Genomic DNA, 13,519 nt, shown 5'->3' with positions numbered 1-13,519 from the left:
CCGGCGGAGGGCCGGTCGTCATCGAGAGAGGCCATTGTAATGGGATCGGCAGGAGGATTGAGGGGGGAAGCCGCGGATTCGCGCACGAATCGACGCGCCGGACATGAGGGGCCGGCGCGTCGTTCGGAGGAAGATCGAGATGGATCGATCACTTCGGGGCGTTCGAGTCGGATCGGGCGATCTGGCCCTCGGCGATCCGGACGTGATTATTGCTTCGGACGGCGGCGGTGTCCGGAATCCCTTCCCAGTAGACATGGACATCAAAGTTGGCGATGGCTGGTCCGGGTTTCTGGGCCTTCACAGTCACAATGAAGGTGCGGTCGGCTCCGGGAGCGAGGCGATCGATGGGGTCGAAGCCGTGATGGTAGGGGTTCTCGTCGCTCGTCCTGGCGTTGGGCGGGTCGGTCCCCTCGACGGAGATCCATTCGTTGGTGTAGAAGTCGATGAAGACGTTGGTGGCCTCCTTCGAGCCGATGTTCTTGATCCGGATCTCGAACTCGGTGGTGTCTCCGGCGTCGATCACGGTATCCTTGCGCGTGACGTCGACGATTTTGACGTCGGGGATCCCCATGACCTCGGTCGTTTTCTGGGAGCGTTTGGTATCGCGCCCTTCGCGGAAGCCTTCGCAGTGAGCGGCGGCCTCGACGGTGTAGAGGGCGATGCGGTCGAGCCGGATGGGGACGCGGAATTCTCGGGATTCACCCTTATCGAGCCGGGGGATGCGCCAGTAGATGCTGTGCAGGCGCTTGTCGGGATCCTGTCGGTACTTGGCGTCCTGGGGAACGTCGGGCACACCGCTTTCGGGGGCGAAGAGGGCGACGGCCACATCGGAGGCGTAGCGGGTGCCTTGATTGGTGATGGTCACCGTGTACTCGGCGACGGAGCCGACGGGACGACTCTCGGGGCCAATGACATCGAGAACCAGCTCGGGAACCACGATATTGACCGGCTTGGCACTGACCGGAGTGGCGGGGACGACGTCGGGACTAAGGGCCTCGATCGTACAGTTCTGCATGCCTTTGCTGTCGGCAAGGACCGTGAGGACCACGGGGCCGAAGACCTCTCCGGGGGCAAGATCGCCGATCATCTGCTCGAAGCGAGGAGCGTCGGAGAGCTGGCCGTTGTGGTCGTAGCCCTTCAGGCCGCCGGTGAGGGTGGCGATCAGGTTGACCTGTCGAGCCGGGCCGGTGCCGTTGTTGCGTACGGTGATGCTGAAGTCGATTTCCGACCCCTTGACCTGATCGTCGTTGGGGCCGACGAGGTCGATCTTCAACCTTGGCTCCTGAACGGTCGTGCGCGACTTGGCGGCCATGACCGACATGACTCGGGGGACGAGGTCCATCGGCACGGCCTTCAAGGGCTTGACGGTGAGGTCGATGGACCTGGTGTCGCTGGGGCCGAGAGAGGACCACTTCCAGACCAGCATCCGGCCGTCGTCGGCTTGTTCGTCGGGCTGGGGAGAGGATTCGAGAAATTCGAGGCCGTCGGGCAGCGGGAGGCGAACGACGACATCGAAGGCGTCGTCTCGGCCGTCATTCCGAAGTGTGATGACGGCCTTCATCGGCAGGTTGATGTTCGACGTTTGCGGCATGGCCACGTCGAGGTTCAGGCCGATTTCACGAGGGCCTTCGGAGAAGCGGTCTCCCAGGCTTTGCGACATGGCACCGACGCCGTCTTGAGGCGCGGCGGATGTCCGAATTGAGGGGTCGGCCGGGGGTTCGGTTGAGGAGAACGATGGGGGATCCGTTGGGGATCGTCCGATCAGGGATCCATTGGAGGCAGGGGCCGGGGGGGCTTCGACCTGCATGGGAGCCGGGGAATCGAATACCGGAGCTTCGGCCGGAGCCGGGGGAGCGTCTTGAGGCTCAGGCGTTGCTCCGGCGAAGACCGGGTCGTCGGTCGGAGGCCCGAGGTCGGCCGGAGGGTCGTTGGGCACCTCAAAGACTGGAGCCGAGTCGAGTTCGGGGGATTCAATCGGTTCCGGCGTGGGCATTGCGTCGGCAAACCCAGGCGCAGCGGGGGAGTCCTGCGGAACGCCGGGAGGAGCCGCGAGTTCGCTGAACTCGATTCCCGGAGCGTCCGAAGGGAGTTCAGACCCGAGCGACTGCTGGCCACCGACGAAATCGGTCGATGCCGAGGCCGGCTCGGACTCGAATGACGGGAGTTCCTCAAACTGAACGGTGGCCGGAACGATCGGAGCGTTGAGGCCCGGATTGGGCTCGTCCGGAGGCTCGTGGGAGGGCAGATCCGGAGCAACACCACCCAGGTCGAAAGGCATGGCATCGGCCAGGTCGGGAGGGGCGGGTGGCGTTTCCTGCTCCTGATCGATCGCCATTGCAGGCTGATCGGCCACGGAGGGCGGAAGCAGTTCGCCCATGCCATCGCTCGGAGGAAGGTCGAGCGACCGGGGAGACGCGACGGCGGGGGGCCCGATGTCGGCGGAATCGACGGGGAGTTGAGGAAGCGAGCCCCTGGCAGCGTTCGAGTCGGGCTCGACGACTCGGGGCGGAGTGACCTCGCTTGCGGCGGGAGCGTCACTGTTGGCGATCGCGGCGGGACTCGCCACCCGAGGCGGTTCGAGCCGCGCATCGTCGGCGGCCGACGGCTTCGGGGCCGGAGGCTGGGCGACCTGAGGCGGCTGCTGAGCGGCCTGACCGGAGACGAATTGGACGCCTACGGCCAGCCCCAGCGAGATCACCGCGGCAATTGACATCCGCAGGGGCATGCCTGCGCTCCCCATCCTTGGGAACCGTGCTCGAACGGTCTGTTCACCGTTCTCTGAGCGGGTCGGCCACCACCGGGCCATGGTTTCGCCTCCCACTCCTTGGGAGTCGTCCCGATCCGAGGGCTCCGTCGAATCGACGGACGGGCCGGGACCGAGCGGTCCATGAAGGCCCCGACGTCGGCTCGGTGGACCCGTCCGATCGGGTCCCCCCCGTCACGGCGCGTGTTGCTCCGCGGGTCGGTTGATACCAGATGCCCAGCAGTCAGGAAACCCCAGTTTGAACGAAATCCTCCGCGACAGGGATCGTTCTGATCTCGGCAATTCGAAGGACGATCCCTCGCGGTTGCAGGCAACAGAATTCCCACGCCTCGCCAGGACTTTGGTGGATTCGTTCACGTGATTGAGGGAATTCGATTTCGGAGAAACGCGACCTAAGTCGTTTTCCTGAAAAAGGTTCAGGGTTGGTTAATTGCCGGGATCGTGGGAATGGCACAGCGGGTGCGATCAGACCGTCGCTGCCCAGCGGTCGATCATCACGACGCGGAAGGAACGTCTGGGAACGGTTCTGTGAGGCGTCTGAACGATCGGGGCGGCACGTGGTTGTTGGATTTGATTCGAGACGTGGAGCAACGGATGCCCCGGACACGACCGAGACGGAGCGGTTCGAGGCGGCGGAGCATCCCACGGGAATCAACTCGCAGTTCACCCCATGAATTGAGGTATCTCCGATGCGATTGAATCTGAAGACCCTGAGTCTTTTCGGTGCGCTGGTGGCCGGCGGGCTGGTCATGCTGGGATCACCGACTCCTGCGGCGGCTCAGTTTGGGCCAGGCTTTGGCCACCGCCCAGGATTCGGAATCGGCCCGGGTGGCAGCTTTGGCGGCATCAGCGTGAATGTGGGAATCGGCCGGACCTCCGGCTGCCACCTCGGCTGCAAGTCGCCCTGCGGGCACGTGCGACCGCCTCGCTACTGCCCGCCGCCGGTCCCGCCCGTCTGCGGAGTTCCCGGCTATGGGCCGGGATACGGCTACGGTTACGGCGGTTCGGTGTACCGGGAATTCCGATCGGGGTACGGCGTGCCTGGCCACGTCGGCTTCCCTGGTCGGGGTGGCCACGGCGGGTTCCACGGGCATGGTCGTCACCGCGGGCACGGATGGTGATCGAAGGGAGTCGAATCATCCCCCCCGTCTCATGACTCAAAAGGGTTTGGAACGATCTCCGCGGCCCGAGCGGAGGATCGCCGTCCAGTCCGAGGCAAGGAGGCCTCGGACCACTGACGTGTTCAGGACGAATCCCCCGGACCCTGGGGACCGACTCGGCAAACAGGGGATGACGATGGCGAGTTTCCGCGCTCACGACCCTCCGGTCTGTTCAGGGACGATTCGATTCATCGCCCGATCCGGTGGACTCAAAGCGCCGGACATCGGGATGCATGGTGTAAAGGACCCAGCCGTCCGGTTCCTCGATGAAGATTCCGCTCGATCGGTTGTCGGCAATGATCGGGTTGCCGGCATACTTTTCCCAGTGAATCAGGTCGGTCGATCGAGCCAGACAGGTTGTCCAGTCGCGCCAGGGTCGGTGGGCGTTGGCGTGGTAGATGCCGTAGTAGACGCCGTCGAGTTCGATGATCTGGTTCAGGGCCACGGCCGTCTGATCGTAGGACTCTGGACCGAGCGGGATGACCGGGTCGTCTTGCACATTGGTCCAGACCTGGAGGTCGGTTGACGTGGCAAGCCAGACTCCTCGATCCCCTCGCTCGTAGAAGAGGTGCCAGACCCCCTCCTTGATGAGGACCGTGGGTGTGCCGTACGGCCCTGGAGGGATCGGTTGGCCATTGGTCAGGCGGACGTCGAGCGGCCCCTGGCGCTTCCAGTCGATCCCGTCGGCGGAGGTCAGGAGGTGGGCGACATCATTCTTTCCCTCGGCGAACATGTAATAGCGATCGCCCTGGCGAAGCACGCACATGTCCTCGACCCAGTGATCCGTATGCAGCGGATTCCTCGGATCTCGGGTCCAGACAATGCCATCGGGCGACGTGGCATGGCCGAGGAATCGGGTGGGGGATCGATCCTCGTTATAGCCGGTGTACCAGAGCCGATAGGAACCGTCCGGCTCTCGGCAGATCCAACCTCGTTCCCGGATCTTGGCGTCCCAGGCCGTTCCCCCCTCACCTTCAAAGAGCGGGTTGGCGTCGACCGGCTCCCACTGAACGAGCCATGCCGGAAATCCCTGGTCTTGCCGAGGTTCCTGAGCCGATGCCCCGCCAAGAGGCAACACCAGGACCAGCAATCCCCATCGGATGACGCGACTCATGCTTTTCCTCTCCGGGTGACGCTCGAAACCGCGGGATCATGCGGTGACTGATCGCATGCCCGACACCCTACCCCCCCTGCCCTCCCTCTCGCAACCGGGAGATCCGTTGAGTGAGCGCAGTTCCTGCGACTCCCGAAGCGATCGTCTCTTGAGCCCGCCCCCGAAATGCGGTAAAGTTCTTTTGCTCAGGGGCGGTAGCTCAATTGGGAGAGCGCAGCGTTCGCAATGCTGAGGTTGAGGGTTCGATCCCCTTCCGCTCCACTCTGAGTCACTTGTGAAATGGGGCCATGGTGGACGATGAAGTCCAGTCGGAACTGAGAAGATTGGTCGGTTTCAGCGCGAGTTCGCCCTCGTCAATTGAATCTGATGGTTCAAGGTGGTGACAGCCAGCCGTATTGTAGTGAGGCTGGTTCATCCGACCCGATCAAGGTGTGGATCAACCAGCACTCTGAAGGGGAATCATCGGCCCGTGTGATGATACGGGAGGACGATCGGGGTGGGGTCGTCCTGGGAAAGGGTGATCGAGGAGTTGATGGGGATCGACTCGCCCGGAAAAAGCGAGGAGGTGCCGTCGGGCCAGTGAATCTGGAGTGAGGTGATCGAGTCGGTGGGGCCGATGCCGAAGTGGAGCGAAGAGTCGGAGGCGGCCATGAAACTGCCACCCCGGCGGACGGTGTTGATCCAGGTTTTGCCTCCGGCTTGAAGCTCGGCGATGGCTCCGACAGCGTCTCGGTTGGGGGGACGACCGACGAGACGAAGGGTGATGGAGTGGCCCAGGCGTTGGCCTTCGTTGATCAACACGCGGAGCGGACCATCGATCGTGGTCATGACCAGGTCGAGGTCGCCGTCGTGGTCGAGGTCGCCGGCCGCGACGCTTCGGCCGGATCGCTGGTCAGCCAGGCTCGGGCCCCAGTCTGAGGTGACGTCTTCGAAGCGCAAGGCTCCCACGTTCCGGAGGAGCATGGGAGGCTGGTCGTAGCGTTCCGTCGGTCCCAGCGGGTAGACGTGGCCGTTGGCCTGGAACAGGTCGGGATGGCCATCGTGGTTAAAGTCGGCGAGAACGATGCCCCATCCGACGTAGAGGATTGTGGTGAGTGCGTCCGAGGATTGACGAGCGATGTCGGAGTACATCCGGCCTTCGTGATTGATGAGGAGCCGGGTCCCTTCCTTGTGAAAGTTGCTGTAGGCGAGGTCGAACCAGCCGTCGCCGTCGAGGTCGGCCAGGTCAATCCCCATGCTCCCCTCGGCCCTCCCCATCTCGCTGAGGGCGAGGCCAACGAGCTGACCCTCCTCGTGGAAGTGGCCGTTCTCGTTGCGGAAGAACTCGTTGGGCTGGGTGTCGTTGGTCACAAAGAGGTCGAGATCACCATCGCGATCGAAGTCTGCGAAGAGAGCTCCCATTCCCTTGCCCTCGGGACTGAGCAGACCGACGGATTCGGTGACGTCTTCGAACGTGCCGTCGCCTCGGTTGCGCCAGAGTACGTCGGGCTCTCCCCGAAGAGACTCGGGACCGGCAAACACCTGGACGGACCTGCCCCGATAACCGACTTGAGGCGGGGGCTCGGCAGCATCGACGGTGACATAGTTCGTGACGTAAAGATCAGGCCATCCGTCACCGTCGTAGTCTCCCCAGGTCGCGGCGACGCCCCAGAACGAGTCGTGGCCGAGGCCCGCCTCTTCAGTCACGTCACGGAAGGTGCCGTCCCCGAGGTTCTGCCAGAGCACATCGGGGCCATGCTGGGCGAGAAAGAGGTCGAGGTCGCCGTCGGCATCGTAGTCAGCAACGGCAACACCCTGGGCCCACCCTCGAGCCTGCAGTCCCGATGACGAGGTGGTGTCGGTCCAGTGCCCGGGCCCGTCGTTTCGGAAGAGCCAGGGACCACCGGCGGACACGACCTCGCCCTCGACGACCTGGCTCCCGGAGGCCACGAAGATATCCAGGTCGCCATCCCCGTCGGCATCAAAAAGGGCAACACCGACCCCGAGCGATTCCAGGATGGACCGCTTTTCTGGGGACCCGCTGATCGTCACCACGTTGAGGCCGAATTCCGGCGCTCGATCGACGAACCACGGCCCGGACGCGGGATGGGAGGGAGGGGGCGGTGGTGCTTCGGACGCGGAACTCGCCAGAGGATCGTGACAGCCAGTCGCGATCAGCAGCACCACCACCAGCACCACCGCCATCGAGATCAGAGCGCGGTGGGGCAGAGGCCAGCCTAGGTCCCTGGAAGCCTGAGACCGCGAGAGGGGTTGGGACCGCATGGGACGCACTCTCGAAGGCAATGCAGGTGAGCGATGAACCGGCCTTCCGGCCGAGGCCGAAGTCAGTCGAGTTTCAGGTCGATGACCTGTCCGTCCTCGCTGACATCAACCTCCATCGCGGTGGTCTGCTCACTCCCATACTTCTCCTGAATGGCCTGTCGATCTTCGGCGGTGAGCCCCTCGACACTCCCCACACTTCCATCCATGCTGGTCGGGTTGAAGACAACATAGACCTTGTGGTGACCGACCTTGGCCCCTTTGTAATCGGCGTTGTACTCGAGTTCGTACTGGCCCTGGGCATCGGTGATTCCCCAGCTTGGCCGTCCCTCGGTCGGCATGTAATTGACGGTGAGGTTCGGGACAGGTTTCCCCCCTCGCGTGACCTGCCCCGTAACGCGAGCGATTTCTGGCGCGTCGGGGTCACCACCGCAGCCCACCATGGCTAACGGAGTAATAACAAGGGCGATCAGAAATGGTACCCGAACGAACTTTCGGTTGTTCATGTTCAGAATCACTCGAATCAAGAAAGGGAACGTGGAGGCCCGCGCCCGACGGCGCTAGGTTCGACCCAGGGTCGCCGGTCCAGGCACGGTTCCGGGATCACGAGAAGCCCTTCGCGCCAAGGTAAGCGCAAAGGGCCCCGGGTATGGGGTTTTCGATCTCAATAGCAACTCGTCAGTACGAGTCTGCCGAAATCACCTCGCTCCCGCTCCGAGTGAACAGGGCGCGATAGGTTTGAAAGTTGACATGTTCTTTGAGGAATGCAACGTGGCCGTCCACAAATGCGACCATGACGCCGCCCGGATGCCGTCCAAAGGCCCCTCGTGAATTCGGGTAGGTCGAGTTTGGTGGGAAGGGGTTGCCGTTGTGCTCGGCGGCGGTGACATATCCCTGCGAGACGTGATGAACCCAGAGGAATTGATTGCTTCCCGCATTCAAAGGAACCCAACTGTGGTTGCCGTTGTGGGCTTTTTCTGTGTAAAGGATCGTGTTGCTCGTTCCATCACGAATCTCGGACATCTTGACGTACATATTCATCGCGCCCATTCCATCGCCGACTGCCCGGCGCTGGGCCTGAGTCCGGGTTCGCTCCGGGCAGCACATCCCGGTTCCGCCGTTGATGGCGTAGTCCTTGAACTGGCTTTCCGGCTGGACTCGGTCGACTGACGGGCAGACGAAGGCGTTGGGCATTGCCCCTGCGGCGGTCGAGTTGGCCAGGCTACCGGCCGGCCCGCGTTCATTACTGGGACCGGCCCAACCCGAGACTTCGGGAACAGTAAAGGCGTAAGCAGGCAGGGCGATATTGATCGCGTTGTAAACATTATTCCCCTCGACAAAGGGGAGAATGGCACCGGCCCAACTGTAGCTTCCCCACGGGCAGCACGTACTGTTCGGATCGTGCCACACGTCTGGTGAGGGGAAGGTGTTCGGGTCGAGCCAGTCCGGGGAGTAACTCCCCGCGGGGAAGGCGCCGTTGGTATCGTGGTAGTTGTGCGAGGCCAGTGCGAGTTGCTTGAGATTATTGGTGCACTGGGCACGTCGGGCCGCCTCACGAGCCGACTGCACGGCCGGCAGGAGCAAGGCGATCAGGACGCCGATGATGGCGATGACCACCAGCAGTTCGATCAGGGTGAAGCCGGACTTTCGAATCGCGGAGTGACGCATCAATTCGGTCTCCTTTGGGGAGCGAGGTTTGCCGTTCGGTCGCTCTCATTCCAAAGCCGACGCAGGTCGGGGTCATTGATCAGGCTCACGCCGGCCCTTCACACTGCGGCAGAGCATTGGCCCGCCCCGGAACGGGGGCTGAACCCTGAATTCGGGATCGATCGGCGCACAATCAGCGCCCATCCAATCCGACGGAAATTCCCGTAAGATTGAACGAATTTTCGATCAAATCCCGAAAAGAAACGTCCAGAGATGTTGATGGAACTCTTGACCCCAAGGCTAATAAACGGGTTTAATTCCCCCGAGTCAAGGAAATTTTCTCAGTGACTCGTTAATCTGGCTTACTTCTATTGTTCGACGATCCCGAAATCGAGAGAGTTTGCGGGAGAATGTTTATGCCTAGAAAGTCTGGACGTGCCATTGGCTTTGTGTGTGTCGTGCTGTTGCTTGTTCCTGTCGTGCTTGGAATGCAGTGGATCATGCGTGAACAGACGGAGCGGCGGCATCTGGCCGAGGCAAAGCGGAATCTGGAGCGGGGCGATGTAGCTCAGGCCCTCGTCCTCCTGAAGCCGCTTGCGGCGAGGGAAGCTGGTCAGGGTGAGGCTGCGTACCTGCTCGGCCTTTGTGAGCAGCTGGAGGGGAATCTTGACGACGCCCTTGCTGCCTGGGAACGGGTCCCACCGGAATCGAGTTCTGCCGGTCTTGCCTTGACCCGGAGGGCGGCCGTTGCACTTGAGCGAGGAGCCTTCGATCACGGTGAGCGATTCCTTCTCGATGCCCTGGATCGGAAAGGGCTTCATGAGGCCGAGGCCCGCGAGATGATGGTTCGACTCCTCCGCTTTCAGGGTAGGCGATCCGAGGCGCGCGAATGGCTTCGTGATGAACTGACCGGGGGAACGGATCCGATCCGGGTTGTCCGGGATCTTTGGCTCCTGGAGGCCGAAGCCGTTCCCGTGGATCGCACCAGAGCGATGTTCGAGGAGGCGCTGCGAACACATCCCGATGATGTTCGTGTTCAACTGGGGTTGGCGAATCTCGCACTGCGCGCTGGGCAGATCGACGAGGCGGGCCACGGTCTTGATGTCTGCCTGCAATCCCGCCCGGACGACCTTCCCACCTGGAGGGCTCGACTCGATTGGGCGATCGTTGCCGGTGACTCGGGCGCGGCGCGACGTGCCCTGGAGTTTCTGCCGCCCGACCGGATTGAACCTGGCGAGTTGCTTGAACTGGACGCGTGGTTCGCGGCTCAGGACGGGGATCGAGACCGTGAACGTGAGGCCCTCCGACGCTTGATCGAGTGGGTTCCCGGCCATCCGGAGGCCCTTGATCGTCTCGCTGAGCTTGCCATTGAAGCCGGGGAAACCGAGGTTGCGGCCGGCCTTCGACGGCGGAAGGCCGAGGTCGACCAACTTCGTGATCAATACGGAAGACGTTTCCATCTCAAGGACCACGAACTGGCTCTGATCGCTCGTGAGATGGCTGGACTGGCCGAGAACCTTGGACGTCGGGATGAGGCGATTGGCTGGTGGTTGGCCGTCATTCGCCGTGAGCCAGGTGCGATCGAGGCCCGCGAGGCCCTTGCCCGGCTCAAGGAATCGGCACGGGTCCTGGCCGAGGAAGGAGTGGCACTTGCCGATCGGCTGGTCGCGACCGATCCGGTATCACACGATCCTCTGAGGGAACGGACGCCCGACACCTCAGTGGTCGACGTGGTCCCGACCTTCGAGGAGGAGGCCAAAGCCGCTGGCCTCGACTTTCAGTTCGTTGCCGATCACTCTCCGGCCCACCACCTGCCGGAAACCATGTCGGGTGGAGTCGGGATGCTTGATTTCGACCGAGATGGTTGGATCGATGTTTTCGTGCCTCAGGGAGGGGACTTCCCCTCCGGAACCGGATCGGGAGATGGTGGTGATCGCCTCTTTCGGAATCGGGGCGACGGGACCTTTGAAGACGTGACAGTGGCGGCCGGCTTTTCCCCGTCGGGCCGCGGATACGGTCATGGGATTGCGGTCGGCGACTTCGACAACGACGGCTTTCCTGATCTGTTCCTGACCCGCTTCGACGCCTACGAACTTTGGCAGAATTGTGGCGACGGCACCTTTGAGGATGTGACCGAATCGACGGGTCTTGATATTCCGGCCGAGTGGCCCACCTCGGCGGCCTGGGCCGATCTGGATGGAGACGGCGACCTCGATCTCTACGTCTGCCACTACGTGCGTTGGGATGAGGAGAATCCTCGCTCCTGCGTGAACGAGGACACCGGACAACCGACCTATTGCGAGCCCTTACTCTTTGAAGCCGTTCCCGATCGCCTTTTTCGGAACGATGGTGATCGATTTGTCGATGTGACGGAGGATGCCGGGATTGTCGGCCGAGATGGTCGCGGTCTTGGGATCGTCGCGGCCGACCTCGACGGCAACCAACTCGTTGACCTTTATGTGGCCAACGATATGACGGGCAATTTTCTGTACCTCAACCGCGGGGGCCTCCGGTTCGAGGAGGTCGGGGAGCTGGCGGGTGTCGCGTCAAACGCCGATGGCGGCTACCAGGCAGGTATGGGGATTGCCTGTGGCGACCTCGACGGTGACGGGAAGCCCGACCTGGCGGTCACGAACTTCTACGGCGAAGGGACGACCTTCTACCGGAATCTGGGTGGTGGCTTCTTCGCCGATGCCTCAACCTCCATCGGAATGGCCCCGAGCCGTTCCCTGCTCGGGTTCGGAGTCGCCTTCCTCGACGCTAATAACGACGGCGCGCTTGACCTGGCCTCCGCGAATGGGATGGTCAACGACTCTCGGCCGCTCTATCCGTACGCCATGCCCACCCAACTGATGCTGGGGAGCCGAGGTGGCCGGCTGACCGATGTGACCGAGCGAGCGGGTTCTCCCTGGACAATCCCCCGAGTGAGCCGAGGGCTCGCTGTCGGTGACCTTGACAATGATGGACGGCTCGACCTGCTGGTGCTTCCTCAGGACGGTCCACTCGCCTTGTTTCGCAACCGGACGGTCGGTGGCCATTTTGTAACCTTCCATCTGGAGGGAACCACCTCGTCTCGCGACGCCATCGGGACTCGGATCGTCGTGACCAATGGCGATCATCGCCTAGTTGCCTGGAGGCACGGAGGTCAGAGTTACCAGTCGGCCCATGACCCCCGGGTCCACTTCGGCCTCGGGAGGAGCGAGGGGGCCGTCTCGGTTGAGGTCACCTGGACATCGGGCCATGTTGATCGTTTCGACGACCTGCCCATCGATGCCGGCTACCTCGTGAGAGAAGGCGAGCCCCGACCCGTTCCCTTGCCCGGCTACGGACCATGAATCGATCTCGTGGTCACCGATCGATCGCTTGCATGGCGCGATCTGGGTAACGATTTCCCTGGGCGGAGCCCATCGGCAGAACGGCATCGAGTCGCTGAAGTTCCTCGGTTGTGAGATGAACCTTGATCGCACCAAGGTTTTCATCGAGGTACTGCGATCGCTTTGTGCCAGGGATGGGGACAAGATCATCCCCTTGCGCAAGCACCCAGGCGATTGCGAGCTGCCCTGGTGTACAACTTTTTGCGGCGGCGAGTTCTTCGATCTTCGCAACGAGATCAAGGTTTTTTTGAAAGTTCTCGCCCTGAAATCGAGGGGCGTTGCGGCGATAATCGTCGGGAGGGAGATCCTCGATGGACCGGTACTGCCCGGTCAGGAAACCCCGGCCGAGTGGGCTATACGCGACGAATCCGATGCCGAGTTCGCGAACCGTCGGCAGGATCGATTCCTCTGGATCACGGGTCCAGAGCGAGTATTCTGTTTGGAGCGCAGTGATCGGATGGACCTGAACCGCACGTCGGATCGTTGCCGGAGCGGCCTCGGAGAGGCCGAGGTAACGGACCTTGCCCTCCTGGACCAGTTCGGCCATCGCGCCGACCGTTTCCTCGATCGGAGTGTTGGGATCGACACGGTGCTGATAGTAGAGGTCGATGACGTCGATCCCAAGTCGCTTCAAACTTGCTTCACAACATTCCCGGACGTATGCGGCGTCTCCTCGGACACCGAGGAACGAACCGTCAGGCCCGCGGACGTTTCCAAATTTCGTCGCCAGCACGACGCGATCACGACGATCCTTGATCGCTCTGCCAACGAGTTGCTCGTTGTGCCCGGAACCATACATATCCGCGGTATCGAGAAAGTTGCCTCCGGAATCGAGGTAACGATGAATGACGCGAATGGATTCGTCATCGTTCCGTTGACTCGGGTGGTAGAACTCGCTCATCCCCATGCAGCCGAGACCGATGGCCGAAACTCGAAGGCCGCTGTTCCCCAAGGATCGCTCAATCATCTTCGCCAAATGCTCCTGCTTGATTGAAAATACGGGTTCGAGAAATCGGTCTGATTCGATCTCAAGAGATTCCCAGGTTCATCACCCAGCTCCATCGATGCAAGCCCAAACGATTCGAAAATCGCGGATCAAAACTCCCCGACGGAATCAGTGCATCAAAATCTTCGCGAGCCCCAAACATTTGCCCAGAAATTGTCACGCGAGCATGCTCCCTGAGTGGTATCCTTGAGATTT

The 13,519-nt window shown here is 62.2% G+C and carries 8 protein-coding genes and 1 tRNA gene; 3 read left to right on the top strand and 6 right to left on the bottom strand.

Translation table 11 applies throughout. The annotated features are described in order from the left end of the window. Window positions 1-148: 148 nt before the first annotated feature. A complete protein-coding gene (locus GA615_RS07490; RefSeq protein ID WP_152050667.1) occupies window positions 149-2,725 on the bottom strand; it encodes a COG1361 S-layer family protein in 2,577 nt (858 codons plus the stop codon). A 728-nt stretch (window positions 2,726-3,453) separates the two neighbouring features. Here GA615_RS07490 and GA615_RS07485 point away from each other — a divergent pair. After that, entirely contained in the window at window positions 3,454-3,885 is a 432-nt protein-coding gene (locus GA615_RS07485; protein ID WP_152050666.1) for a hypothetical protein, read from the top strand. A gap of 211 nt (window positions 3,886-4,096) precedes the next feature. On the opposite strand, the gene GA615_RS07480 is transcribed toward GA615_RS07485, so the two are convergent. After that, window positions 4,097-5,038, bottom strand: coding sequence for a glycosylase (locus GA615_RS07480; RefSeq protein ID WP_152050665.1), 942 nt, complete (start codon window positions 5,036-5,038; stop codon window positions 4,097-4,099). Between the two features lie 188 nt (window positions 5,039-5,226). Between GA615_RS07480 and GA615_RS07475 the strand changes: the two genes are divergently transcribed. After that, a tRNA-Ala gene (locus tag GA615_RS07475) sits at window positions 5,227-5,299 on the top strand. A 198-nt stretch (window positions 5,300-5,497) separates the two neighbouring features. On the opposite strand, the gene GA615_RS07470 is transcribed toward GA615_RS07475, so the two are convergent. From GA615_RS07470 to GA615_RS07460, 3 genes are all read right to left on the bottom strand, one after another. Beyond that, window positions 5,498-7,300 carry a CRTAC1 family protein gene (locus tag GA615_RS07470; protein ID WP_235905194.1) on the bottom strand — a complete coding sequence of 601 codons (1,803 nt, stop codon included), beginning with the start codon at window positions 7,298-7,300 and terminating at the stop codon, window positions 5,498-5,500. Window positions 7,301-7,362: 62 nt separating this feature from the next. Continuing rightward, complete coding sequence (locus tag GA615_RS07465) at window positions 7,363-7,803, bottom strand: hypothetical protein (protein ID WP_152050664.1); 441 nt, start codon at window positions 7,801-7,803, stop codon at window positions 7,363-7,365. Between the two features lie 172 nt (window positions 7,804-7,975). Next, window positions 7,976-8,965 carry a DUF1559 domain-containing protein gene (locus GA615_RS07460; protein WP_152050663.1) on the bottom strand — a complete coding sequence of 330 codons (990 nt, stop codon included), beginning with the start codon at window positions 8,963-8,965 and terminating at the stop codon, window positions 7,976-7,978. 395 nt (window positions 8,966-9,360) lie between these two features. Here GA615_RS07460 and GA615_RS07455 point away from each other — a divergent pair, with 395 nt between their 5' ends. After that, window positions 9,361-12,279, top strand: a complete 2,919-nt coding sequence (locus GA615_RS07455; protein WP_161602216.1) for an FG-GAP-like repeat-containing protein — start codon at window positions 9,361-9,363, stop codon at window positions 12,277-12,279. 13 nt (window positions 12,280-12,292) lie between these two features. Here GA615_RS07455 and GA615_RS07450 read toward each other — a convergent pair whose 3' ends face one another. Continuing rightward, window positions 12,293-13,285: an aldo/keto reductase gene (locus GA615_RS07450; protein WP_152050661.1), complete on the bottom strand. Its 993-nt coding sequence runs from the start codon at window positions 13,283-13,285 to the stop codon at window positions 12,293-12,295. Window positions 13,286-13,519 lie beyond the last annotated feature (234 nt).

Source organism: Tautonia marina (assembly GCF_009177065.1).
In the GTDB taxonomy this organism is placed as follows: Bacteria; Planctomycetota; Planctomycetia; order Isosphaerales; family Isosphaeraceae; genus Tautonia; species Tautonia marina.
This window is presented reverse-complemented; position numbering and strand designations above follow the sequence as displayed.

Excerpts from the sequence above, each read along its gene's own strand:
- GA615_RS07465 (WP_152050664.1), bottom strand. The coding sequence starts at position 7,803 with ATGAACAACCGAAAGTTCGTTCGGGTACCATTTCTGATCGCCCTTGTT.
- GA615_RS07470 (WP_235905194.1), bottom strand. The coding sequence starts at position 7,300 with ATGCGGTCCCAACCCCTCTCGCGGTCTCAGGCTTCCAGGGACCTAGGC.
- GA615_RS07485 (WP_152050666.1), top strand. The coding sequence starts at position 3,454 with ATGCGATTGAATCTGAAGACCCTGAGTCTTTTCGGTGCGCTGGTGGCC.
- GA615_RS07460 (WP_152050663.1), bottom strand. The coding sequence starts at position 8,965 with ATGCGTCACTCCGCGATTCGAAAGTCCGGCTTCACCCTGATCGAACTG.
- GA615_RS07480 (WP_152050665.1), bottom strand. The coding sequence starts at position 5,038 with ATGAGTCGCGTCATCCGATGGGGATTGCTGGTCCTGGTGTTGCCTCTT.
- GA615_RS07490 (WP_152050667.1), bottom strand. The coding sequence starts at position 2,725 with ATGCCCCTGCGGATGTCAATTGCCGCGGTGATCTCGCTGGGGCTGGCC.
- GA615_RS07450 (WP_152050661.1), bottom strand. The coding sequence starts at position 13,285 with ATGATTGAGCGATCCTTGGGGAACAGCGGCCTTCGAGTTTCGGCCATC.
- GA615_RS07455 (WP_161602216.1), top strand. The coding sequence starts at position 9,361 with ATGCCTAGAAAGTCTGGACGTGCCATTGGCTTTGTGTGTGTCGTGCTG.